This is a genomic window from Mycolicibacter heraklionensis, assembly GCF_019645815.1.
In the GTDB taxonomy this organism is placed as follows: Bacteria; Actinomycetota; Actinomycetes; order Mycobacteriales; family Mycobacteriaceae; genus Mycobacterium; species Mycobacterium heraklionense.
The window spans coordinates 1671912-1694373 of record NZ_CP080997.1 but is presented as its reverse complement, the minus strand read 5'-3'; the positions used below and the strand labels follow the sequence as shown (position 1 = coordinate 1694373).

Below are 22462 nucleotides of genomic sequence, written 5' to 3'. Positions count from 1 at the left end.
GGCTACAAGCGATTCCGCCGCCCGGCGCCGGCCGTCCGAGAATCGGAGGGGTCCATCGATTCCGCGTTCCGCCAATAATCTCTGCATCTCGCGCAGATAATACGACGATTTATTTCGCTATCTACGCACGCCGCATCGCGCTTTGTTTACGACTACAAACCGCATTTGCTGAAGTAGCGACTCAGAGCAGGCCGGCAACATCGTCCGGCGAGTTGAGATTGGCCAGCGGGGACGCATCGGCCAGCACGACCCGGCGGACGTCAGCCCCGTCGATCAGCGCGCCCACCCGACGTTCCCCGGCGGCGACCAAGGCATCGACGGTGTCGGCCAACGTGGTGCGATACACCCCGGCCAGATAGTGGTCGCGGTCGGCGTGCGGCAGCACGATATCGGCCGCGGCAGCACTTAACGTGTCGATCAATTCCGTTGTCAGAAAAGGCATGTCGACCCCGCAGACGAAGGCGCGCTGGGCGCCGTCCCGCGCCGCGGCTCGCAACCCCAGCCCGATAGCCGGCAACGGACCCAGCCCGGGCACCTCATCGCGCAGCACCTGCGCAGGAAGATCGGGCAGCGCTTGGCCCTGGGCGGCCACCACGAAGACGGGGTCGCAGCGCTGCGCAAGCACCGAGACCAGGTGTTCCACCAGGGTCAGACCGGCGAAGCGGCCCGGCACGGTCAGAGTGGCCTTGTCCCGGCCCATCCGGCGCGAGGCGCCGCCGGCCAGCACGACACCGGCCAACCGACCGGCAGTCATGGCGTCAGTCGACAGTCCAGGTGTCGCGACCACGCAGCAGCGCCTGAAGTGCGGCAGTGTCGTGGGCGGTCGACTGCCTGGCCTCGGCGACCTGCGCGCGCGCCAGGTCGTCGTAGGTGGGCTTGGTGACCTTGCGGAAGATGCCCATCGGGAAGTGCGACAGGTCCTGCTCGGAGAGCCGCGACAGTGCGAAGGCGTACGAGGAGTCGGCCTGGGTGGCGTCGTGCACCACGATCTGCTCGGCCGAGACGTCGGCGGTCTTGGCGACCTCCAGCCCGAAGCCGGACTTGATGACGCAGTACTCCCCCTCGGCGCCGAACACGACGCGCTCGCCGTGCCGGACATTGATGATGCGGCTCTCCGCACCTTCCTTGCGCAGCAGGTCGAAGGAGCCGTCGTTGAACACCGGGCAGTCCTGCAGGATCTCCACCAGCGCCGAGCCTCGGTGCGCCATCGCACCCTGCAGGACCTCGGTAAGGCCCTTGCGGTCGGAGTCCAGGGCACGCCCGACGAACGTCGCCTCGGCGCCGATAGCCAGCGAGATCGGGTTGAACGGGTTGTCCAGCGAACCGAAGGGCGTCGACTTGGTGACCTTGCCGGTCTCCGACGTCGGCGAGTACTGGCCCTTGGTCAGGCCGTAGATCCGGTTGTTGAACAGCAGGATGGTGATGTTGACGTTGCGTCGCAGCGTGTGGATCAGGTGGTTGCCGCCGATCGACAGCGCGTCGCCGTCACCGGTGATCAGGAACACCTTGAGGTCTTCGCGGGCGGTCGCCAGACCGGTGGCGAAGGTCGGGCCACGACCGTGGATCGAGTGCACCCCGTAGGTGTTCATGTAGTAGGGGAAACGGCTTGAGCAGCCGATCCCGCTGACGAACACCACGTTCTCGCGCCGCACCCCCAGCTCGGGCAGGAAGTTGCGCACGGAGTTGAGGATGGCGTAGTCGCCACAGCCCGGGCACCAGCGCACCTCCTGGTCGGAGGTGAAGTCCTTGGACTTCTGCGGCTCGTCGGTGGTGGGGACCCCGCTCAGCGCGGTCAGCCCCAGATCGGTACCGACAAGCGAGCCGAGGGCTTCGGTGGTGGTCATGAGTTCGCTCCTGCTGTACCCGCAATGGTGACCGCCGCGGCCCTGGCCAGCGACGCCTTCTCGTTCTCCCGATCGGCCAGCGTGCCCGCCAGCGCGTCGTCGATGATCCCCTCGACCTCGTCGGCCAGGAACGCCTGGCCGGTCACCTTGGTCACCGACTGGATGTCGACCAGGTAGCGACCGCGCAGCAGCAGTGCCAACTGGCCCAGGTTCATCTCCGGCAGCACCACCTTGGGGTAGCGCCGCAGCACCTCACCCAGGTTGGCCGGCAGCGGGTTGAGGTAGCGCAGGTGCGCCTGCGCAACCTTGATACCGCCGCGCCGGACCCGCCGGCAGGCCTCAGCGATCGGGCCGTAGGAACTGCCCCAGCCCAGCATCAGCAGCTCGGCGTCTCCGGACGGGTCGTCGACCACCAGGTCGGGAACCTCGATGCCGTCGACCTTGGCCTGGCGCAGCCGCACCATCAGGTCGTGGTTGGCCGGCTCGTAGGAGATCGCTCCGGAGCCGTTGGCCTTCTCCAGCCCACCGATCCGGTGTTCCAGGCCCGGCGTGCCGGGGATGGCGAACTGCCGGGCCAGGGTCTGCGGGTCGCGCGCGTACGGCGCGAAGTCCTCGCCGGCCTTGGCCAGGTTGCGGTCGATGGGCTCCATCGCCGCGATGTCGGGAATCCGCCACGGCTCGGAGCCGTTGGCGATCGCGCCGTCGGAGAGCAGCACCACCGGAGTGCGGTAGGTCAGCGCGATCCGGACGGCCTCGATGGCCGCGTCGAAGCAGTCCGAGGGCGTGCATGGCGCCAGTACCGCCACCGGCGACTCGCCGTTGCGTCCGTAGAGCGCCTGCATCAGGTCGGCCTGCTCGGTCTTGGTCGGCAGGCCGGTCGACGGGCCACCGCGCTGGACGTTGATCAGCAACAGCGGCAGCTCGGTCATGACGGCCAGGCCCAACGCCTCGGCCTTGAGGGCCAACCCCGGACCAGAGGTACTGGTGACGCCCAGCGCGCCGCCGTAGGAGGCGCCGATCGCCGCGCCGATACCGGCGATCTCGTCTTCGGCCTGGAAGGTCAGCACGTTGAAGTTCTTGTACTTGGACAGCTCGTGCAGGATGTCCGAGGCCGGGGTGATCGGGTAGGTCCCCAACACCACCTGGGTGTCGGCCAGCTGGCCGGCGACGATCACGCCGTAGGCCATCGCGGTGTTTCCCGAGATCTGGCGGTACTCACCCGCCGGCAGCTTGGCCGGGGCGATCTCATAGGTGGTGCCGAACGCCTCGGTGGTCTCGCCGTAGTTCCAGCCCGCCTTCAGCGCCAGCACGTTGGCGTCGGCGACGTCGGGCTTCTTGGCGAACTTCTCCCGGATGAAGCGCTCGCTGCTCTCCAGCTCCCGGCCGTACATCCAGGACAACAGGCCGAGGGCGAACATGTTCTTGGCCCGGGCGCCGTCCTTCTTGGTCGCACCGATCGCCTCGACCGCACCCAGCGTCAGCGAGGTCATCGCCACCGGGACCACGACGTAGTCGGAGAGTTCCTCGGTCTCCAGCGGGTTGGTCTCATAGCCGATCTTGGCCAGGTTGCGTTTGGTGAACTCGTCGGAGTTCACGATCACCATGCCGCCGCGCGGCAGGTCGCCGATATTGGCCTTCAGCGCCGCCGGGTTCATCGCCACCAGCACGTCGGGGCGGTCACCGGCGGTGAGGATGTCGAAGTCGGCGATCTGGATCTGGAACGACGAAACACCGGGCAAGGTGCCCTGAGGTGCGCGGATCTCGGCCGGATAGTTGGGCTGGGTGGCCAGGTCGTTGCCGAACAGGGCCGCCTCGGAGGTGAAGCGATCGCCGGTGAGCTGCATGCCGTCACCGGAGTCACCGGCGAAACGGATGACGACCTTCTCGAGTTTTTGGCGCCCGGGTGCCGACCCGACTCCGTTACCACTCGGCCCCACGGCCCCGCCTTCCATCACTGTCCACCCGGGCCCGCGCAGCACGGCTGGCGCACCCACAAGTTTTTCTGTCACTGGCAGTACCGATTATTGCACCGCTCTTATAGACCATACGACGCCACACCGTGTCGAAATTCGGGTTACTCAGTGTTAAATATCGATGTCACACCGGGGTTCGCGGTCAACTCAAGACGGAAATGTGGTTTTCATCACGTTCACGCGGGAGCCAACTCTAAGAAAGCTCGGTACTCACGAGTAACTTTGCGCGGCGCACCGAGCGCCGCTCCCGATCAGGCGCTCTTGTCGCGACGCTCGCTGCGGGATGCCTTGCGCGGCACGATGGTCGGCAGCACGTTGTCCTGCACCGTTTCCTTGGTCACCACGACCTTGGCGACGTCGTTGCGGCTGGGGATGTCGTACATGACCGGCAGCAGCACTTCTTCCATGATGGCCCGCAGCCCGCGCGCACCGGTGCCCCGGTGGATGGCCTGATCCGCGATGGCCTCCAGCGCGTCCTGGCTGAACTCAAGCTCCACCCCGTCCATCTCGAACAGCCGGGTGTACTGCTTGACGAGCGCGTTCTTGGGCTCCGACAGGATCTTGACCAGCGACTCCATGTCGAGGTTGGTCACCGAGGCCACCACCGGCAACCGGCCGATGAACTCCGGGATCAGACCGAACTTGATCAGGTCCTCGGGCATGACCTCGGCAAAGTGGTCGGTGGTGTCGATCTCGGCCTTCGACCGGACTTCGGCGCCGAATCCCAAGCCGCGCTTGCCAACCCGGTCCGAGACGATCTTCTCCAGTCCGGCGAAAGCACCAGCCACGATGAACAGCACGTTGGTGGTGTCGATCTGGATGAACTCCTGGTGCGGGTGCTTGCGGCCGCCCTGCGGCGGAACCGAGGCCTGGGTGCCCTCCAGGATCTTCAGCAGCGCCTGCTGCACTCCCTCGCCGGAGACGTCGCGGGTGATCGACGGGTTTTCGCTCTTGCGGGCGATCTTGTCGACCTCGTCGATGTAGACGATGCCGGTCTCGGCGCGCTTGACGTCATAGTCGGCCGCTTGAATCAGTTTGAGGAGAATGTTCTCGACGTCTTCACCGACGTAACCCGCTTCGGTCAGCGCGGTGGCGTCGGCGATCGCGAACGGGACGTTGAGCATCTTGGCCAGGGTCTGGGCCAGGTAGGTCTTGCCGCAGCCGGTGGGCCCGAGCATCAAGATGTTGGACTTGGTCAGCTCAACCGGCTCACCGGAGCGGGAATCCCGACTCTTCTCGCCGGCCTGGATGCGCTTGTAGTGGTTGTAGACCGCCACCGCCAAAGTGCGCTTGGCGGTGTCCTGACCGATGACGTAGCCCTCCAGGAACTCCCGGATCTCCGCGGGCTTGGGCAGTTCGTCGAGCTTGACGTCGTCGGCGTCGGCCAGTTCCTCTTCGATGATCTCGTTGCACAGGTCGATGCACTCATCGCAGATGTAGACGCCCGGACCCGCGATGAGCTTCTTGACCTGCTTCTGGCTCTTGCCGCAGAACGAACATTTCAGCAAGTCCCCGCCGTCTCCAATGCGCGCCATAGTGCGTTAGGACCTACTTCCTGTTCGCCGTCTGTCGTCGGGGTGCCGGTGTCTGCTCCGACGCTACCCGTTCATTCCGGTGCGAGGCGACCGATAAGGCCGAATCGCGTCGTTGGTATTCATCACTGGCCCCGTCTGCCTGCTCCAAGAACATATCGCCCAAGGCGCCGCACCCGGAGTGTGACGCGCTGGCGTGGCGTGAGCGTTTCGGGGGCGTTACCCGGCTGTGAGACAGCCGAAGCCTTCCAGCTCTACAGTGGCCAGCGTGGGGTTCGCCGTGCCCGACGATACCGTGCTCGTCGCCGATGGGGGGCTGGCGACGGAGCTGGAAGCCCGCGGCTTTGATCTTTCCGACCCGCTGTGGTCGGCGCGGTTGCTCGTCGAGTCTCCCCGCGACATTGCGGCCGTTCACAGCGCGTTCTACGCGGCGGGCGCGCAGATCGCGACCACCGCCAGCTATCAGGCAAGCTTCGACGGGTTCGCCGCCCGCGGCATCGGCCGTCACGCGGCCGAGGCGCTGCTGCGCCGCAGTGTGGACCTGGCCCGCGAAGCCGGCGGCGGCGCAAGCGGGCGCTGGGTTGCGGCGTCGGTCGGTCCGTACGGCGCCGCCCGCGCCGACGGCTCGGAATACCTTGGCCGGTACGGACTTTCGGTCGCACAGTTATCGGTGTGGCACCGGCCGCGGCTGGAGGTGCTGGCCGGCGCAGGCGCCGACCTGCTCGCGTTGGAGACGGTGCCGGACCTCGACGAGGCGGCGGCCCTGGTAAGTCTGGTCTGCGAGGTGAATGTGCCGGCCTGGCTCAGCTACACGATCGACGGCACGAAGACCCGCGCCGGACAGCCACTCGCGGAGGCCTTCGCGGTGGCCGCCGAGGTACCGCAGATTGTCGCTGTCGGGGTGAACTGCTGCGCCCCACACGATGTCCTGCCGGCGATCGAGATTGCCCGCGAGGTCACCGGCAAGCCGGTGATCGTCTACCCCAACAGCGGTGAGCGCTGGGAGTCCGGGAGGTGGACGGGGCCGAGGTGCTTCTCCCCCGCGCTGGTGCCGCAGTGGGTTGCCGCCGGAGCACGCATCGTGGGCGGTTGCTGCCGGGTCGGGCCGGCCGACATCAGCGATATCGCCGAAATCGTGCTCACGCAGGAAAAGTGCGAGTGACGGTCTGCGTGAGCGCGATCTCGCGCAAAAATCAGGCGGTCTGCGCCGACAGCTTCCGGTACTCCAGGACGGTGTCGATGATCCCGTACTCCTTGGCCTCGGCGGCGGTGAGGATCTTGTCGCGATCGGTGTCCTTGCGGATCACCTCCGGGTCCTTGCCGGTGTGGCGGGCCAGGGTGGACTCCATCAGGGTCCGCATCCGCTCGATCTCGGCCGCCTGGATCTCCAGGTCGGAGAACTGGCCCTGGATCACGCCGGACAGCGACGGCTGGTGGATCAGCACCCGTGCGTTGGGCAGCGCCATCCGCTTGCCCGGGGTGCCCGCCGCCAGCAACACCGCCGCAGCCGAGGCGGCCTGACCCAGGCACACCGTCTGGATGTCGGCCCGCACGTACTGCATGGTGTCGTAGATCGCCATCAGCGATGTGAACGAACCACCCGGGGAGTTGATGTACATGGTGATGTCGCGGTCCGGGTCCAGCGACTCCAAGACCAGCAACTGGGCCATGATGTCGTTGGCCGAGGCGTCATCGACCTGGACGCCCAGGAAGATGATGCGCTCTTCGAACAGCTTGTTATACGGGTTCGACTCCTTGACGCCCCAGCTGGAGTGCTCCACGAACGACGGCAGGATGTAGCGCGCCTGCGGTGCGATGGCTCGCAAGGTTTCGGGGTTCATGACGTGGCTCCGTTGACGTGGGCGCTGGTGATGATGTGATCGACGAAGCCGTATTCCAGGGCTTCCTGGGCGGTGAACCAGCGGTCGCGGTCGGAGTCGGCCTCGATCCGCTCGATGGACTGCCCGGTGAACTCGGCGTTGAGCCGGAACATCTCCTTCTTGATGACCGCGAACTGCTCGGCCTGGATGGCGATGTCGGCGGCGCTGCCGGTCACCCCGCCCAACGGCTGGTGCATCAGGATTCGGGCGTGCGGCAGGGCGTAGCGCTTGCCCTTGGTGCCCGCCGCGAGCAGGAACTCGCCCATCGAGGCGGCCATCCCCATCGCGTAGGTGGCGACGTCACACGGCGCCAGCACCATCGTGTCGTAGATCGCCATCCCCGCGCTGATCGAACCGCCCGGGGAGTTGATGTAGAGCGAAATGTCCTTGGTCGGGTCCTCGGCGGCCAACAGCAGGATCTGAGCGCACAGCCGGTTGGCGATGTCGTCGTCCACCTGCGACCCCAGGAAGATGATGCGTTCTCGCAGTAGGCGCTCGTATACCGAGTCGACGAGATTCAGTCCGGGCTGGCTCACAGTGGGATACCTGCTTTCTCGAGATTCATATGCACCGACCCTAACCAACCGGGACGGCTCAGGGCGGTCCGAACCGGCTTCGTTCGCTTACAGCGTCACTCGTCGGATGCAGCCTCGGCGGCTTCCTCGGCCGCTTCCTCAGCGGCGGCCAGGGCCTCGGCGGCTTCGTCCGCCTCGTCACCGGATTCGTCGGTGCCGAAGAACTCAGCGGTGTCGATCTCGTTGCCGTCGGTGTCGCTGACCGCAGCCGCACGCACCGCCGCCGCCAGCGCCATGCCACGGCGCACGTCGGCGAAGACCGCCGGCAGCTGGTTGTTCTGCTGCAGGAACTGCACCAACTGCTGCGGCGGGATGCCGTACTGACGGGCCATCAGCACCAGGTGCTGGGTGAGGTCGTTCTGCCCCACCTGGATCTCCAGCTTGTCGCCGAGCGCGTCGAGCAGCAGCTGGGTCTTCACCGACTTCTCGGCCTCACTGCGGGTCTCGGCGTCGAACTCGGCGCGCGAGGAGCCCTTCTCGGCCAGCGACTCGGCGAACTTGTTCTCATCGTGGTCCACAGCGTGCAGGGCGTTGTGCAGGGCATTGTCGACGTGCGCCTGCACCACGGCCTCGGGCAGCGGCATCTCGACCTGCTCGACCAGGGTCTCCAGCGTCACCTCACGGACCTTCTCGGCCTGCTGAATGCGCTTGGTCCGGCCCACCTGCTCGACGAGGTTCTCGCGCAGTTCGGCGATGGTGTCGTATTCGCTGGCCAGCTGCGCGAATTCGTCATCGGCCTCGGGCAGCTCGCGCTCCTTGACCGCCTGAACCGTGACCGTGACCTCAGCGTCCTTGCCGGCCTGCGGACCGGCCGCCAGCTTGGTGGTGAAGGACTTGCTCTCACCGGCCGACAGCCCCACGATGGCGTCGTCGAGGCCCTCGATGAGCTGACCCGATCCGACCTCGTGCGACAGCCCCTCAGTGGCAGCCCCTTCAACCGCTTCACCGTCGATGGTGGCGTCCAGGTCGATCGAGACGAAGTCGCCCTTCGCGGCCGGGCGGTCGACACCGGTCAGGGTGCCGAACCGGGCGCGCAGCGAGTCGAGCTCGGCGTCAACCTCTTCGTCGTTGACCTCGATGGGGTCCACGGAGATCTTGAGCTGCTCCAGGTCGGGCAGAGTGATGTCCGGGCGCACGTCCACCTCGGCGGTGAAGGAGATCTGCTCACCGTCGTCGAGCTTGGTGACCTCGATGTCGGGCTGGCCGAGGGGCTTGAGGTCCGACGTCGTGACCGCCTCGGTGTAGCGGCTCGGCAGCGCCTCGTTGACCACCTGCTGGAGCACCGCGGCACGACCGAAACGGGCCTCGATGAGCTTGGCCGGCGCCTTACCCGGCCGGAAACCCGGCAACCGCACCTGCTTGGCCAGCTCCTTGTAGGTCCGCTCGAAATCCGGCTGAAGCTCGGTGAACGGCACCTCAACGTTGATGCGAACCCGGGTCGGGGTCAGCTGCTCGACGGTGCTCTTCACGGGTGTACTCCTCGATATCGTTGACGTGGTCAGTCGTGCCGGGTGCGGCGCGCGCTAGTGGTCGGGGTGACAGGATTTGAACCTGCGGCCTTCCGCTCCCAAAGCGGATGCGCTACCAAGCTGCGCTACACCCCGCACTGACCAGGCGATCCTACGGCCCGGCATATCGGTGATCACAATGACCTGCTGTCAACGCCCCACAAAGGCACCGCGGCGGGGCAATTGGATTTCGGGTCCGCCACGCCGGTACAGTCTGGCTCTAGCTATTCATGCGGGCGTAGCTCAATGGTAGAGCCCTAGTCTTCCAAACTAGCTACGCGGGTTCGATTCCCGTCGCCCGCTCCACGAGGACCAGCGCGGAGGCCGTCGACCTGCAGTTCGACGGCCTCCAGCGGTGGTCTCCCCTGATGACCAGCGCCAGGCCAGTGGCAAATGCCGACCGGGGCCGGGGGCTGCTGTACTCACACGACACCGCCGACTTATCCTTCGAAGCGAGCTACACGGGTCCGATCGCCCCGTCGCCCCGCGGAAGGGGATTCTCCCAAGCAGGAAGGCACGCCATGGGCGGCACACGGCACGTCCACATTCATGGGACGTGCTCCCCGCGCTTTGCGAAGGTGCGCGACGAGTTCGAACGCAACTTCACCGAGCGCGACGAACTCGGCGCGGCCGTGGCGGCCTATGTCGACGGCGAACTCGTGGTCAATCTGTGGGCCGGTTCCGTCGACGTCGAGGGGCAGCGGCCCTGGCAAGAAGACACGTTGAGCACCGTGCTGTCCGGCAGCAAGGGCCTGACCAGCACCTGCGTCCACCGGCTCGCCGAGGCCGGGGAGCTGGACCTGCGGGTGCCGGTGGCCCACTACTGGCCGGCGTTCGGCCAGGCCGGCAAGGACGACATCTCCCTGGCGATGGTGCTGGCGCACCGCTCCGGGGCGATCGGGCCGCGCGAACCGATGCACTGGCGCGACGTCACCGACTGGGATCTGGTCTGCGAGCGGTTGGCCGCCGCGGAACCGTGGTGGCGCCCCGGCACCGCGCAGGGCTACCACATGACCACCTACGGCTTCATCATCGGCGAAGTCGTCCGGCGGGTGACCGGACTGACAGTGAGCCAGTACCTGCGCACCGAGGTCGCCGGGCCGCTCGGCGCCGAGGTGCACATCGGGGTGCCGGCCGACCAGCAGCCCTACCGCTGCGCCGACCCGGTGGGCAAGCCGACGATCCGGGAGATGCTGTCCTCCGCCGGCGCGCCGAAGCGCCCGACCTCGTTGGACGACCACTCCAAGGCCGGACTGGCGGTCGCGATGGGGTTCGCCCCCGACGACGAGATCGCCACCAACGATCTGACCCTGTGGCGCCAACTGGAGTTCCCCGGCACCAACGCCCAGGTCTCCGCGCTGGGCATGGCCACCTTCTACAACGCACTGGTGCAGGAGAAGCTGCTCAGCCGGGCCACCATGGACCGCCTGCGGGTACTGCAGGGCGGCACCGAAACCGATCTCGTGCTCGGCCCCCGGGTCGCCGAACACGGGTGGGGCATGGGTTACATGCTCAACGCCCAGGGGGTCAACGGGCCCAACCGGAGAATCTTCGGTCACGGCGGCCTCGGCGGGTCGTTCGCGTTCGCCGATCTGGAGCACCGGATCGGCTACGGCTACGTGATGAACCGGTTCGACCACACCCAGGCCAATGCCGACCCGCGCAGCGTGGTGTTGTCCAACGAGATCTACCGCGCACTCGGGGTGGCGATTCGGCCCCGGCGCGAAACGGTGTACGACGACTGAGGTTTAGCCTGCGGCCGGGGATCAGCGGTGGCCGGCCCCGGGCTGCCCCGGACTGCCCGGGTGGTCGAAGTCTCCGGGGTGTTCGGGCCCACCGGGCCCTTGAGGATGGGGTCCTTGGGGACCATGGGGTCCTTGGGGGCCGTGTTGGTCAAAGCCGCCCGGGCCGCGCTCATCGCCATGAAAATCGCGACTGTGGTCATTGCCGTCGCGATCGCGGTGGTGATCGTCGTGGCATTCGTTCTTCTCCCAGTTCACGCCCCACGTCGTGTCCCAGGTCTGGCCGGGGCACCAGTGATAGACCGGCGCCGGCACCGCGCGAGCTTGGGCGGCGACACCGAGCCCGATCAGCCCGGTGCCTGTCGCAACGGCAAGGGTGGCAGCCGAAATTCTGCTCAACGGTTTCATGCGGTCGGTTATAGCCGCCCTACCTGCCAGCGACCTGCCATAGAAACGGCCAAACAGCTTGAAAATCATGGGCTTTCGCTGGGAGTTGACTGGCCGACCCGGACGTCAGGACTGACAGGACGGACACCAGAACACATTGCGGCCCTGTAGTTCCGCGGTGCGCACGGCAGCCCCGCACAGTCGGCAGGGGTCGCCGGCGCGGCGGTAGACGTAGGTGCGCGGCTTGCCGGCCGCGTACGCCGGAGCGCCGTGGTCGTCCTCGGGCCGGACGACGACGATGTTGCCGCGCCGCAGGCCCACCTTCATCAGCGCCGCCAAGTCGGCCCAGATCGCGGCGAAGTCCGCTTCGCCGATCTCTACGCCGGGTCGGTAGGGGTCGATCCGGTGCCGGAACAGCACCTCGCTGCGGTAGACGTTGCCCACCCCGGCCAGCACCGACTGGTCCATCAGTAGCGCAGCAATAGATTTGCGGGACTTGGCGATTCGCTTGAAGGCCAGGGACGGGTCGGCATCGGCGCGCAGCGGGTCGGGCCCCAGCCGCGCGATCACGTCGGCGACCTGCGCCTCGTCGACCACTTCGCAGGCGGCCGGACCGCGCAGATCGGTACCGTATTCGGCGCCCAGCATCCGCATCCGGACCTGGCCGACCGGGTCGGGCACGCCACCGTCAGCCAGGCCGAACTCGGTGAAGTGGCCGTAGATGCCCAGGTGCACGTGCACGATCGGCCCGCGCGCGTAGTGGTGGAACAGATGCTTGCCCCACGCCTCGGCACGCAGCAGCGACTGTCCGTCGACCATGGCGGCACCGGCTTCGAAGCGGCCCTGCGGACTGGACACCGCTACCGGCGCGCCGGCGAAGCGGCGCTGATGGAGCCGGGCCAGCCGGTGCAGGATGTGCCCCTCCGGCATGTCAGTCCAGTCTGTGCCGCGTCAGGCCGGCGCGCCGGGCACCGGAGGTGCCTCGTGGTTTCGTTCGTAGGCGGCCAGGATGTCGATCCGCCGCTGGTGACGTTCGGCCTCCGACCACGGGGTGCTCAGGAACGCGTCGACGATCGCGAGCGCTTCGGCGGTGGAGTGCATCCGGCCACCGATGCCGATCAGCTGGGCGTTGTTGTGTTCCCTGGCCAGCTGGGCGGTTTCGGTGCTCCACGCCAGCGCACACCGCGCCCCGGGCACCTTGTTGGCCGCGATCTGCTCGCCGTTGCCGGACCCGCCGATCACGATGCCGAGGCTGTCGGGGTCGGCAACCGTGCGGGCCGCCGCCGCGATGCAGAACGCCGGGTAGTCGTCCTCGGCGTCGTAGCTGAACGCCCCGCAGTCGACCGGCTCGTGGCCGGCCTGCTTCAGGTGCTCGACGATCTGTTCTTTGAGTTCGTAGCCGGCGTGGTCGCAGCCGAGGTAGACGCGCATGGCGTCATTGTCTCAGACCCGGTGCGCTCCCCCGCCAGCCGTCAGTCGAACTCCGGCGCCTCGCCCCGGGTGCGCTTGAGCTCCCAGAAATGCGGGTAGGACGCGAAGGTCACCGACGCATCCCACAGCTGGCCCGCCTGCTCGCCGCGGGGGATACGCGACAACACCGGCCCGAAGAACGCCACCCCGTTGACGTGGATGGTCGGGGTCCCGACATCCTTGCCGACCGCGTCCATCCCGGCGTGGTGGCTCGCGCGCAGCGCGTCGTCGTAGGTGTCGGTGGTGGCGGCGTCGGCAAGTTCGGCCGGCAGACCCACCTCGGCCAGCGCACCGGCGATCACGTCAGGGAAGTCCTTGTTGTTCTGGTTGTGGATCCGGGTCCCCATCGCGGTGTACAGCGGCCGCAGGATCTCGTTGCCGCGCAACTGTTCGGCGGCGATCGCAACCCGCACCGGACCCCATGCCTGCTTCATGCCCTCGCGATACTGCTCCGGAAGGTCGTCGCGGCCCTCGTTGAGCACGGCCAGGCTCATCACATGGAAGGTGACGTCGATGTCACGGACTTTCTCGACCTCCAGGATCCACCGAGAGGTGATCCAGCACCATGGGCACAGCGGGTCGAACCAGAACTCGGCTTGCGACTTCTCGGGCATGGGCGATCCTCTCAGCCAACAATGGACACGTCTGGAACGTCTAACGCGGCACCGGGCACATCTATGCCCGCACCGCGCGTTACAGGCTCAGCGCCAGCAGTGCGACCGCAACCGCTGGGAAGGCACCCTGGACGACGGCGGCGCGGGCCTTGTCCGGCGACGACGTCACCAGAACCAGTGCCGCGGCCAGCATGGAACCCACGCCGGCGAAGATCAGCGCAAGCCCAACGGTGTTGTGGTCCAACGCAACCGCGGCGATGCCGACTACCGTGACGATGGCCAGGAACAGGTTGTAGAAACCTTGGTTGAAGGCCAGCGCCTTGGTGGTCTCGGCCTCCTCGGCGGTGGTGCCGAAGACGGCCCGAGTGCGCGGTGAGGTCCAACTCAGCGACTCGAGCGCGAAGATGTAGACGTGCAACACCGCGGCGAGCGCGGCGAAGGTCAGACCGGCGAGGAGCATGGCCTCATTAAACTCGGTCCGGCGCCCGTCCGCACGGTCCGGCGGCTACTGTAGGCGGGCGTGGCACTTCCTAACCTCACCCGCGACCAGGCCGCCGAACGGGCCGCTGCGGTCACCGTCGTCAACTACCGGATCGCCCTGGACCTGACCGATGGCAGCGGCAAACCGGGCGAGCGCACCTTCCGCTCCACCACCACCGTCACCTTCGACGCACTGGCCGGCACCGACACCGTCATCGACATCGCCGCCGAGACGATCCACAGCGCCACCCTCAACGGCCGCGCCCTCGACGTCTCGGCCTACGACGAGTCGGTCGGCGTCGCGCTGAGCGGCCTGGCCGAGCACAACACCGTCGAGATCGACGCGCAGTGCTACTACTCCAACACCGGCGAAGGTCTGCACCGCTTCGTCGACCCGGTCGACGACGAGGTGTACCTGTACTCGCAGTTCGAAACCGCCGACGCCAAGCGGATGTTCGCCTGCTTCGACCAGCCAGACCTCAAGGCCACCTTCGACATCACCGTCACCGCGCCGCAGCATTGGCAGGTGATCTCCAACGGCGCCACGGTGGCCGTCGACGGCGGTGTTCACACCTTCGCGGCCACGCCCAAGATGAGCACGTACCTGGTGGCGCTGATCGCCGGACCGTATGCCCGTTGGGACGACGTCTACCGTGACGAGCACAGCGAGATCCCGCTGGGCCTGTTCTGCCGGGCATCGCTGGCCGAGCACATGGACTCCGAGCGCCTGTTCACCGAGACCAAGCAGGGATTCGGGTTCTACCACAGCAACTTCGGTGTGCCGTATGCGTTCGGCAAGTACGACCAGCTGTTCGTGCCGGAGTTCAACGCCGGCGCCATGGAGAACGCCGGAGCGGTGACGTTCCTGGAGGACTACGTCTTTCGCAGCAAGGTGACCCGGGCGTCTTATGAGCGACGCGCTGAGACCGTGCTGCACGAGATGGCGCACATGTGGTTCGGCGACCTGGTCACCATGCGCTGGTGGGACGACCTGTGGCTCAACGAGTCGTTCGCGACGTTCGCCTCGGTGCTGTGCCAAAGCGAGGCAACCGAATACACCAGCGCCTGGACGACCTTCGCGAACGCGGAGAAGTCATGGGCCTACCGCCAAGACCAGCTGCCGTCGACGCACCCGATCGCCGCCGACATCCCCGACCTGGCCGCCGTGGAGGTCAACTTCGACGGGATCACCTACGCCAAGGGCGCATCCGTGCTCAAGCAGTTGGTGGCCTATGTCGGCCTGGACCACTTCCTGGCTGGTCTGCGCGACTACTTCGCCGCGCACGCGTTCGACAACGCCACTTTTGACGACCTGCTGGCCGCGCTGGAGAAGGCGTCCGGCCGGGATCTGTCCGACTGGGGCCGGCAGTGGCTGAAGACCACCGGCCTGAACACGCTGCGGGCGGACTTCGATGTCGACGACGACGGCCGGTTCACCCGGTTCGCGGTGACTCAGGGCGGTGCCGCCCCTGGTGCCGGGGAGACTCGGGTGCACCGGTTGGCGGTGGGGATCTACGACGACGACCCGAACTGTTCGGGCCGGCTGGTGCGGGTGCACCGCGAGGAGCTGGACATCGACGGGCCCAGCACCGAAGTTCCCGGCCTGGTTGGGGTTTCGCGCGGAAAGCTGATCCTGGTCAATGACGACGACCTGACCTACTGCGCGCTGCGGCTGGACCCGCAGTCGCTGGCGACCGCCACCGACCGCATCGCCGACATCGCCGAGTCGCTGCCGCGCACCCTGGTGTGGTCGGCGGCCTGGGAGATGACCCGTGAGGCCGAGTTGCGCGCCCGGGATTTCGTGGCGCTGGTGCAACGCGGCATCGGAGCCGAGACCGAGGTCGGTGTCGCCGCCCGGTTGCTGCTGCAGGCGCAGACCGCGCTGGGGTTCTACGCCGAGCCGGGCTGGGCCGCCGAGCAGGGTTGGCCGGCGTTCGCCGACCGGCTGCTGGAGTTGGCCCGCGGCGCCGATCCCGGCTCGGATCACCAGTTGGCCTATGTCAACGCGCTGTGCACCTCGGTGCTCGCCGAGCGGCACAACGCGGTGCTGGCCGCGCTGCTGGACGCCGACCCGGCCACTCAGGGGTTGGCCGGGCTGGCCGTTGACACCGACCTGCGCTGGCGGATCGTGGTGGCGCTGGCCCGCAGCGGCACGCTGGACTCTGCGGCGATCGACGCCGAGGTCCAGCGTGACCCCACCGCGGCCGGCCGACGCCAGGGCGCCCAGGCTTCGGCGGCCCGGCCGGAACCCGCTGTCAAGGAAGCGGCCTGGCAGCAGGTGATCGAGGACGACACGTTGGCCAACATCACCGGCCGGGCGATCATCGCCGGAATCGTGCAGCCCGGCCAGGGTGAGCTGTTGGCGCCCTTCACCGCTCGCTATTTCGAGGCGATTTCCGGTGTGTGGGAGCGGCGATCCAGCGAGGTGGCGCAGACCGTGGTGGTGGGCCTGTACCCCGGCTGGGACGTCAGCCAGTCCGGATTGGACGCCGCCGACGCGTTTCTCGCCGATCCTTCGGTGCCGCCTGCGCTTCGGCGGTTGGTGGTGGAGGGCCGGGCCGGGGTGGAGCGGTCGCTGCGGGCACGCACCTTCGACACCGCTTGATCAGCGGTATCCCCCGTCGCGCAGGCCGGCGTCCTTCTCGAAACTGTTGATGCCGCCGAGGACTCGCGCCTTGGCCTCCTCGGCGAGGTAGCGAGCCGGCATCCGTATCGGTCCCAGGGCAGCCCACTGCCGAGCGTGGATCTCCTCGTGATGCAGCAGCGCGTCCAGGCCCGGGCCGCCCCGGCCGAGTCGGCCGGATTCGACGATCTCGCGCAGCCGCCGGGCGGGTTCGGAGACGCGCTGCTGGGTGTTGACCAGGAACAGATCGCCCCACATAGTGCCGCCGCGGTGGCTGAATGAACCGTGAATTCGATTGCCGCCCAGCACCATCAGCACGCCGTTCGGGGTGGTGGCCACACAGCCGCCGGTGTTGCAGATGCTGCGGACCGCTGCGTAGCTCCAGCGATTGGCGCGCTGGCGATCGATGATCCGTCGCACTTCGGCGGCACCGTACGGCGTTTCGGGAAAATCGCTGCGAGCGCCGGGCCGGCCATAACCGGTGCCCGCATTGAGCAGGTAAGTCAACAGCGCCGCGCGGCGCGCGTCGTCGGCGCGGGCTGTTCGGGGGATCACGAAAAAGCTCTTACCGTCCGGGTCGGTGATCTGCTCCATCACATCCAAAGCCCGGAAGCTGTCACGTGTGATGCCCTGCCCGCGAACGATTTCGGTTACCGCTTGCGGGGCAACACCGCGCCGGTCGATGTTCGCCAGCCAGACCCGGTGCGCCGGGGAGGCCGACGCGACGGCGGCGCGGGCTAAAGACACCTGCCGCACGCTCGCCGAACCGATAAGGGCAGCCGTCAGGCCCGGGTGACGCCGGCGCTGATCACCTGAACCGCGCTGACCAGTCCGTCGATCAGGTTGCCGTCGCGGAACGCCGCAGCCGCCGCGGCCACACCCTGCGGTGCCGCCGCTGGGGCAATACGGTCAGCCACGCCGGCACCGTAGACCACCTCGATGGCCTTCTGGTCCGGTGAGACCGCGATGAGCACCGCGTCGTTGGGGGTGGGCACCTTCGCCAGAATCTCGCGGGCCCGCTCGGCGGTGTCAGCACCCAAGTCGCCGATGTAGGTGGCGAAACGCGCCTGAGTCGCCCGCGACGCGTAGGTCAGTGCCTCGTCGAGAGCCACCAGTTCCTTGACCGGGAACGGGTAGTGCAACGACGCCTCGCCGGGCTCAGTGACCCCGGAGATCCGGCCGCTGTTGGTGATCACCGAGCCGTACGGCAGGTCCGCCGGATCGATCGTCACGACTTCACCAGTTGCCACTGGTTCCACCCCCCACGCTGAACTCGGATTTGCCGTGGCCGTGTCCGCCGCCAATGGCCTCGTCGGTCGCCGACCACAGGATCGGCGGGTGTGTCCACTGCTCGGACATCTGGTAGGTGGCCGCGCGCGGCCCCTTGTGCAACAGGGTCCGTGCGGCCAGCAGTGCGAACACTGCTACCGGGATGCCGATGAAGATGCCGAGGGTTTCCAACAGGCTCACGCCGTAGACGGTATCCCACCGCTACCTGCCCGGTGCAACAACCCGGCCCGATACGGCGACCAGGTCAGGCCGCGCCTTCACCCAGATAGCGCATCCACACCGGATCGAGATCGTGGATCACCGCCAGCAACCGCCAATGCTGGCCCTTGGGCGAGGTCGGCACCAGCCGGAGCGTCCAGCCGATCTCGGTGAGCAACCGGTCCGCCTTGCGGTGGTTGCAGGTCGAGCAGGCGGCCACGCAGTTCTCCCAGGAGTGGTCGCCGCCGCGGCTGCGCGGCACCACGTGGTCGACGGTGTCGGCCTTGCCGCCGCAGTAGGCACAGCTGTGTTGGTCTCGGTGCATCAGCGCGGCGCGGGTCAACGGGATCCGAGCCCGGTAGGGCACCCGGACGTAGTTCCGCAGCCGGATCACCGAGGGCACCGGCACCGACCGGGTCGCCGAGTGGATGACCGGTCCGGCCGGATCGTCGTGCACGATGTCGGCCTTGCCGCAGATCAGCATGACTACGGCACGCCGCAGCGGAAGCGCCGTCAACGGCTCGAAGGTGGAGTTCAGCAGCAGTACTCGCCGGCGCGTCCAGATCGAGACGGCGTCATTGCCGGTCCCAGAACCGGAAGTGGCGACCGAATGCAGGCATGGGGCGGCGGCAAGCCCGCTCAGGCTCGCCGGTGGGGCACCGGGGGTGCGGTGGCCCCGACGTTTCATATCCGGTCTTGCAGCCGGTTTAGGTGTCGCACCATTGACCTCCGCCGAACAGTTCACCATGATTCGGCGCTGGTCGCACGCCTATTTGCTGTGTGTTCACCGGTAGGCGCCGGCGATGCCCCACAATGGGAGGCGATGCAGCCGATAGAAGAGCCCTCGTTTTATGACGCCGTCGGCGGTGCGGAAACGTTCCACGCCATCGTGTCGCGGTTTTACCAACTGGTCGCCCAGGATCCGATCCTGCGGCCGATGTACCCCGCCGACGACATGGACGGCGCCGAGGAGCGGTTACGGATGTTCCTCGAGCAGTACTGGGGCGGACCGCGCACCTACACCGAGCTTCGCGGCCACCCGCGGCTGCGGATGCGCCATGTCCCCTACCGGATCGGCCCGCTGCAGCGTGATGCGTGGCTGCGCAACATGGTGACCGCGGTCAACGAGATCGACAGCGACACCCTTGACGACGCACACCGCGGCGAACTGCTGCAGTATCTGCATTCGGCGGCCGACTTCCTGGTCAACGCGCCGATCTGATGGCCACACACGACCGCCCCGGCCACACCCCGTGGTGGGCCGACAGTGTGTTCTACCAGGTGTATCCCCGCTCGTTCGCCGACAGCAACTCCGACGGGGTCGGCGACCTGGACGGGGTGACCGCACACCTGGACTACCTGCGGTGGCTGGGCGTCGACGCGCTGTGGCTCAACCCGGTGATGGTGTCGCCGATGGCCGACCACGGCTACGACGTGGCAGATCCGCGTGGCATCGATCCGCTCTTCGGTGACCTGGCGGCGCTGGATCGGCTGGTGGCCGCCGCGCACGAGCGGGGAATCAAGCTGACCATGGACCTGGTGCCCAACCACACCAGTTCGGCGCATCCCTGGTTCGTCGAGGCACTGGCCGCCAGGCCGGGCAGCCCCGCGCGGGACCGCTACTTCTTCCGGGACGGGCGCGGGCCCGACGGCCAGCTGCCGCCCAACAACTGGGTGTCGGTCTTCGGCGGCCCGGCCTGGACGCGGGTCGCCGAACCCGACGGCCCGGGCCAGTGGTACCTGCACCTGTTCGATGTGTCACAACCGGATCTGAACTGGGACAACCCGGAGGTGTTCGCCGATTTCGAGCGAACCCTGCGGTTCTGGTTGGACCGCGGCGTGGACGGCTTCCGGATCGATGTCTCGCACGGCATGGCCAAGCCGGCCGGCCTGCCGGACATGCCGGTCACCGATGTGAAGCTGCTGGCCCACCGTGACGACGACCCGCGGTTCAACCGTCCGGGAGTGCACCCGATCCACCGGGCGATTCGCCGGGTCATCGATGACTACCCCGACGCGGTCAGCGTGGGCGAGGTCTGGGTACACGACAACGCTGCGTTCGCCGAGTACCTGCGGCCCGACGAGCTGCACCTGGCTTTCAACTTCCGGCTGCTGCAAGCCGACTTCGAAGCCACAGAGATCCGCGATGCGATCGACAACTCGCTGGCCGCCGTCGCGTCGGTGGGCGCCAGCGCCACCTGGGCGCTGGAGAACCACGACGTCGAGCGGGCGGTCACCCGCTACGGCGGCGGGACCGTCGGGCTGGACCGGGCGCGGGCCATGGCCCTGGTGCTGTTGGCCCTGCCCGGCGCGGTGTTCGTCTACAACGGCCAGGAGTTGGGCCTGCCGAACGTCGAGCTGCCCGATTCGGCCCTGCAGGACCCGGTGTGGGAGCGCTCCGGGCACACCGAACGCGGTCGTGACGGCTGCCGGGTGCCGCTGCCATGGTCCGGTGACAGACCGGCGTTCGGCTTCTCCGACAACCCCAACACCTGGCTGCCGATGCCGCCGGACTGGGCGTCGCTGACCGTCGGCAAACAACGCAGCGAACGCAACTCGACGCTGTCGCTGTTCCGGCAGGCGCTGGCAATACGCAGGAGCAGAAACGCGCTAACCGGGTCGCGGGTCGATTGGCTGGAGGCGCTGCCCGGAATGCTCATCTTCCGGCGCGGCGGGCTGGTATGCGCGCTGAATGCCGGCGACCGTGCGGTCGATCTTCCGGAGGGACAACTGGTCTTGGCCAGCGCGCCGGCGACGGGCGGTGTCTTGCCGCCCAACACCGCCGCGTGGCTGGTCTGACCGGCCGGTCACCTCACCGTCGTTCACGGACTCCCGGACCGCTTGCGGTGCTGGCGAATTCGGCGACCAGATCTGCCAGCCGGTCCGGCTGATCGATCATCGAGAACGTGCGCGCACCTTCGATGAGTTCGAAGCGGGAGTTGGGCAGCGTCGCGGCGAGGCGCCTGCCGTCCTCGACGGGAAAGAACACATCATCGGTAGACCAGGCGATCAGGGCCGGCTTGGTGAACTCGTGCAGTCGCGCCGCGGCGTCCAGGGAGATCTGCTGGTTCAGCGACCTGGTGAGCTGACGGAGGTCTTCGACGACCGCGGCATCACCCAGCGCGGGTTTCACCCACGCTTTCACCAGCTGGTCGATGTCGCCGTGCGACAGCGCGCCGTAGCCGCGGCGACGGAACACCCGCAGCCGCATCGGCTGTAGCGCAGCACGGAAGGTGATCGCCGTCTTCGCGGCCAGCATGAACGGCTTCAGAATGGGCGGCGGGAAATGCTCGAAGGCGTCGCAGCTGGTCAACACCAGCGCCCCGAGCCGATCCGGGTGGTTGACCGCGACCAGCTGGCTGATCAGGCCTCCGGTGTCGTTGCCGACCAACACCACATCCTCCAGGCCGAGCGCGCCCAGGAACGCGTCCACCATTGCGGCGATCCCCGGCAGGGTTCGATCAGCTCCGCTCCGCAACGCGCTCGGGTGCGCGCCCAGCGGCCAGTTCGGGGCGATGCAGCGCAGATTTCGCGCTGCCAGGCGCGCGCTCAGCGGCCCCCACAGCGAGGCGCCCATGGCGTAGCCGTGGATGAACAGCACCGGGCGGCCGTCCTGGGGGCCCGCGGTGTCGTAGTGGATTGTTCCGGCGTCAATGTCAACGGTGGGCATTGGATGCTCCTAACATAGTTACGTGCAACCTGCCGACAACTTACCGACAGCCTGTACGGAAATCAAGCGTCGGACCCAAGCGGAGCGGTCAGCCGCCACCCGTGCCGCCCTGACCAGTGCGGCCCGCAAACTGTGGGGTGCGCGTGGCTACGCGGCCGTGGGGACCCCGGAGATCGCCGAGGCCGCCGGGGTGACCCGCGGCGCGATGTATCACCAGTTCCCGGACAAGGCAGCACTTTTCCTGGCGGTCGTGGAGGCCGTGGAGGCGGACGTCATGGCGCGCCTCGCCGAAGCGGTCGCCGCATCCGGGGCAACCACACCCGCTGCTGCGCTGCGGTCAGCCGCCGAGAATTGGCTGGTGGTGGCCAAGGATCCGGAGGTGCGTCAACTCGTCCTGCTCGATGCACCCACCGTGCTGGGTTGGGACGGCTTTCGCGACGTCGCCCAGCGCTACAGCCTGGGCATGACCGAACAGCTGCTCAGCGAAGCCATGCAGGCCGGACAACTCCCCCACCAGCCCGTCCGCGCGCTCGCCCACGTTCTGATCGGCGCGCTCGACGAAGCGGCGATGGTGATCGCGACAGCCGACGACCCCGAGCAGACCCGAGCCGACGTGAGCACCGTCATCCAACGGCTGCTCGACGCGATGCTCACCGAGGGTTGACCAGCCGCGTAG

23 protein-coding genes and 2 tRNA genes are annotated in these 22462 nt (G+C 67.6%); 7 read left to right on the top strand and 18 right to left on the bottom strand.

Annotated features, from left to right (window positions below; all coding sequences use genetic code 11):
- Positions 1–181: 181 nt before the first annotated feature.
- The 4 genes from mobA to clpX all read right to left on the bottom strand — a co-directional run bounded on the left by mobA (position 182) and on the right by clpX (position 5352).
- Positions 182–754: a molybdenum cofactor guanylyltransferase gene (gene mobA / locus K3U94_RS07985; protein WP_220696158.1), complete on the bottom strand. Its 573-nt coding sequence runs from the start codon at positions 752–754 to the stop codon at positions 182–184.
- 4 nt (positions 755–758) lie between these two features.
- Positions 759–1844 carry a 2-oxoacid:ferredoxin oxidoreductase subunit beta gene (locus K3U94_RS07980; protein ID WP_047319928.1) on the bottom strand — a complete coding sequence of 362 codons (1086 nt, stop codon included), beginning with the start codon at positions 1842–1844 and terminating at the stop codon, positions 759–761.
- Positions 1841–3796 carry a 2-oxoacid:acceptor oxidoreductase subunit alpha gene (locus K3U94_RS07975; protein ID WP_230987500.1) on the bottom strand — a complete coding sequence of 652 codons (1956 nt, stop codon included), beginning with the start codon at positions 3794–3796 and terminating at the stop codon, positions 1841–1843. The genes K3U94_RS07980 and K3U94_RS07975 overlap by 4 nt, the downstream gene beginning before the upstream one ends.
- 272 nt (positions 3797–4068) lie before the next feature.
- Positions 4069–5352 (bottom strand): ATP-dependent Clp protease ATP-binding subunit ClpX, encoded by a 1284-nt coding sequence (clpX, locus tag K3U94_RS07970; protein WP_047319927.1) that lies wholly within the window; start codon positions 5350–5352, stop codon positions 4069–4071.
- 265 nt (positions 5353–5617) lie between these two features.
- Here clpX and mmuM point away from each other — a divergent pair, with 265 nt between their 5' ends.
- Positions 5618–6511 (top strand): homocysteine S-methyltransferase, encoded by an 894-nt coding sequence (mmuM, locus tag K3U94_RS07965; protein ID WP_220696157.1) that lies wholly within the window; start codon positions 5618–5620, stop codon positions 6509–6511.
- A gap of 31 nt (positions 6512–6542) precedes the next feature.
- On the opposite strand, the gene clpP2 is transcribed toward mmuM, so the two are convergent.
- The 4 genes from clpP2 to K3U94_RS07945 all read right to left on the bottom strand — a co-directional run bounded on the left by clpP2 (position 6543) and on the right by K3U94_RS07945 (position 9408).
- Positions 6543–7190 (bottom strand): ATP-dependent CLP protease proteolytic subunit ClpP2, encoded by a 648-nt coding sequence (clpP2, locus tag K3U94_RS07960; protein WP_047319926.1) that lies wholly within the window; start codon positions 7188–7190, stop codon positions 6543–6545.
- The gene (locus tag K3U94_RS07955; protein ID WP_047319925.1) at positions 7187–7765 is read right to left on the bottom strand and encodes an ATP-dependent Clp protease proteolytic subunit; all 579 of its coding nucleotides are present in this window, start codon (positions 7763–7765) and stop codon (positions 7187–7189) included. Before K3U94_RS07955 ends, clpP2 begins: the two co-directional genes overlap by 4 nt.
- A gap of 95 nt (positions 7766–7860) precedes the next feature.
- Positions 7861–9273 (bottom strand): trigger factor, encoded by a 1413-nt coding sequence (gene tig / locus K3U94_RS07950; protein WP_220696156.1) that lies wholly within the window; start codon positions 9271–9273, stop codon positions 7861–7863.
- A 58-nt stretch (positions 9274–9331) separates the two neighbouring features.
- Positions 9332–9408: transfer RNA gene (locus tag K3U94_RS07945), tRNA-Pro, on the bottom strand.
- Between the two features lie 136 nt (positions 9409–9544).
- On the opposite strand from K3U94_RS07945, the gene K3U94_RS07940 reads away from it, so the two are divergent.
- Positions 9545–9618: transfer RNA gene (locus K3U94_RS07940), tRNA-Gly, on the top strand.
- A 215-nt stretch (positions 9619–9833) separates the two neighbouring features.
- Positions 9834–11057: a serine hydrolase domain-containing protein gene (locus K3U94_RS07935; protein ID WP_220696155.1), complete on the top strand. Its 1224-nt coding sequence runs from the start codon at positions 9834–9836 to the stop codon at positions 11055–11057.
- Between the two features lie 21 nt (positions 11058–11078).
- Here K3U94_RS07935 and K3U94_RS07930 read toward each other — a convergent pair whose 3' ends face one another.
- From K3U94_RS07930 to K3U94_RS07910, 5 genes are all read right to left on the bottom strand, one after another.
- Positions 11079–11462, bottom strand: coding sequence for an Mtp family mycobacterial-type pilin (locus tag K3U94_RS07930; RefSeq protein WP_220696154.1), 384 nt, complete (start codon positions 11460–11462; stop codon positions 11079–11081).
- Positions 11463–11567: 105 nt separating this feature from the next.
- Entirely contained in the window at positions 11568–12371 is an 804-nt protein-coding gene (locus tag K3U94_RS07925) for an Fpg/Nei family DNA glycosylase (protein WP_220696153.1), read from the bottom strand.
- 21 nt (positions 12372–12392) lie between these two features.
- Positions 12393–12872, bottom strand: a complete 480-nt coding sequence (locus tag K3U94_RS07920) for a ribose-5-phosphate isomerase (RefSeq protein ID WP_047319922.1) — start codon at positions 12870–12872, stop codon at positions 12393–12395.
- 41 nt (positions 12873–12913) lie between these two features.
- Positions 12914–13525, bottom strand: coding sequence for a DsbA family oxidoreductase (locus K3U94_RS07915; protein WP_047319921.1), 612 nt, complete (start codon positions 13523–13525; stop codon positions 12914–12916).
- A 79-nt stretch (positions 13526–13604) separates the two neighbouring features.
- Positions 13605–13985, bottom strand: coding sequence for a DUF1304 domain-containing protein (locus tag K3U94_RS07910; RefSeq protein WP_047319920.1), 381 nt, complete (start codon positions 13983–13985; stop codon positions 13605–13607).
- Between the two features lie 60 nt (positions 13986–14045).
- Between K3U94_RS07910 and pepN the strand changes: the two genes are divergently transcribed.
- Positions 14046–16610, top strand: coding sequence for an aminopeptidase N (gene pepN, locus K3U94_RS07905; protein ID WP_220696152.1), 2565 nt, complete (start codon positions 14046–14048; stop codon positions 16608–16610).
- Here the strand turns inward: pepN and K3U94_RS07900 are convergent, their stop codons facing one another.
- From K3U94_RS07900 to K3U94_RS07885, 4 genes are all read right to left on the bottom strand, one after another.
- Positions 16611–17375 carry a hypothetical protein gene (locus K3U94_RS07900; protein ID WP_230987498.1) on the bottom strand — a complete coding sequence of 255 codons (765 nt, stop codon included), beginning with the start codon at positions 17373–17375 and terminating at the stop codon, positions 16611–16613.
- Positions 17376–17410: 35 nt separating this feature from the next.
- Positions 17411–17878 (bottom strand): DUF5130 domain-containing protein, encoded by a 468-nt coding sequence (locus K3U94_RS07895; protein WP_047319918.1) that lies wholly within the window; start codon positions 17876–17878, stop codon positions 17411–17413.
- Complete coding sequence (ctaJ, locus tag K3U94_RS07890) at positions 17865–18098, bottom strand: aa3-type cytochrome oxidase subunit CtaJ (RefSeq protein ID WP_047319917.1); 234 nt, start codon at positions 18096–18098, stop codon at positions 17865–17867. Before ctaJ ends, K3U94_RS07895 begins: the two co-directional genes overlap by 14 nt.
- A gap of 64 nt (positions 18099–18162) precedes the next feature.
- Positions 18163–18804, bottom strand: a complete 642-nt coding sequence (locus K3U94_RS07885) for an HNH endonuclease (protein WP_052956925.1) — start codon at positions 18802–18804, stop codon at positions 18163–18165.
- Between the two features lie 135 nt (positions 18805–18939).
- Between K3U94_RS07885 and K3U94_RS07880 the strand changes: the two genes are divergently transcribed.
- Both K3U94_RS07880 and K3U94_RS07875 read left to right on the top strand, forming a co-directional pair.
- Entirely contained in the window at positions 18940–19338 is a 399-nt protein-coding gene (locus K3U94_RS07880) for a globin (protein ID WP_220696151.1), read from the top strand.
- Positions 19338–20915 carry a glycoside hydrolase family 13 protein gene (locus K3U94_RS07875; RefSeq protein ID WP_220696150.1) on the top strand — a complete coding sequence of 526 codons (1578 nt, stop codon included), beginning with the start codon at positions 19338–19340 and terminating at the stop codon, positions 20913–20915. Before K3U94_RS07880 ends, K3U94_RS07875 begins: the two co-directional genes overlap by 1 nt.
- Positions 20916–20928: 13 nt before the next feature.
- On the opposite strand, the gene K3U94_RS07870 is transcribed toward K3U94_RS07875, so the two are convergent.
- A complete protein-coding gene (locus K3U94_RS07870; protein ID WP_220696149.1) occupies positions 20929–21786 on the bottom strand; it encodes an alpha/beta fold hydrolase in 858 nt (285 codons plus the stop codon).
- Between the two features lie 22 nt (positions 21787–21808).
- Between K3U94_RS07870 and K3U94_RS07865 the strand changes: the two genes are divergently transcribed.
- Complete coding sequence (locus K3U94_RS07865) at positions 21809–22450, top strand: TetR/AcrR family transcriptional regulator (RefSeq protein WP_220696148.1); 642 nt, start codon at positions 21809–21811, stop codon at positions 22448–22450.
- Positions 22451–22462 lie beyond the last annotated feature (12 nt).

Excerpts from the sequence above, each read along its gene's own strand:
- K3U94_RS07975 (WP_230987500.1), bottom strand. The coding sequence starts at position 3,796 with ATGGAAGGCGGGGCCGTGGGGCCGAGTGGTAACGGAGTCGGGTCGGCA.
- K3U94_RS07885 (WP_052956925.1), bottom strand. The coding sequence starts at position 18,804 with ATGAAACGTCGGGGCCACCGCACCCCCGGTGCCCCACCGGCGAGCCTG.
- K3U94_RS07930 (WP_220696154.1), bottom strand. The coding sequence starts at position 11,462 with ATGAAACCGTTGAGCAGAATTTCGGCTGCCACCCTTGCCGTTGCGACA.
- clpX (WP_047319927.1), bottom strand. The coding sequence starts at position 5,352 with ATGGCGCGCATTGGAGACGGCGGGGACTTGCTGAAATGTTCGTTCTGC.
- K3U94_RS07915 (WP_047319921.1), bottom strand. The coding sequence starts at position 13,525 with ATGCCCGAGAAGTCGCAAGCCGAGTTCTGGTTCGACCCGCTGTGCCCA.
- K3U94_RS07935 (WP_220696155.1), top strand. The coding sequence starts at position 9,834 with ATGGGCGGCACACGGCACGTCCACATTCATGGGACGTGCTCCCCGCGC.
- K3U94_RS07920 (WP_047319922.1), bottom strand. The coding sequence starts at position 12,872 with ATGCGCGTCTACCTCGGCTGCGACCACGCCGGCTACGAACTCAAAGAA.
- K3U94_RS07870 (WP_220696149.1), bottom strand. The coding sequence starts at position 21,786 with ATGCCCACCGTTGACATTGACGCCGGAACAATCCACTACGACACCGCG.
- clpP2 (WP_047319926.1), bottom strand. The coding sequence starts at position 7,190 with ATGAACCCCGAAACCTTGCGAGCCATCGCACCGCAGGCGCGCTACATC.
- mobA (WP_220696158.1), bottom strand. The coding sequence starts at position 754 with ATGACTGCCGGTCGGTTGGCCGGTGTCGTGCTGGCCGGCGGCGCCTCG.
- K3U94_RS07910 (WP_047319920.1), bottom strand. The coding sequence starts at position 13,985 with ATGCTCCTCGCCGGTCTGACCTTCGCCGCGCTCGCCGCGGTGTTGCAC.
- K3U94_RS07880 (WP_220696151.1), top strand. The coding sequence starts at position 18,940 with ATGCAGCCGATAGAAGAGCCCTCGTTTTATGACGCCGTCGGCGGTGCG.
- K3U94_RS07925 (WP_220696153.1), bottom strand. The coding sequence starts at position 12,371 with ATGCCGGAGGGGCACATCCTGCACCGGCTGGCCCGGCTCCATCAGCGC.
- K3U94_RS07875 (WP_220696150.1), top strand. The coding sequence starts at position 19,338 with ATGGCCACACACGACCGCCCCGGCCACACCCCGTGGTGGGCCGACAGT.
- K3U94_RS07980 (WP_047319928.1), bottom strand. The coding sequence starts at position 1,844 with ATGACCACCACCGAAGCCCTCGGCTCGCTTGTCGGTACCGATCTGGGG.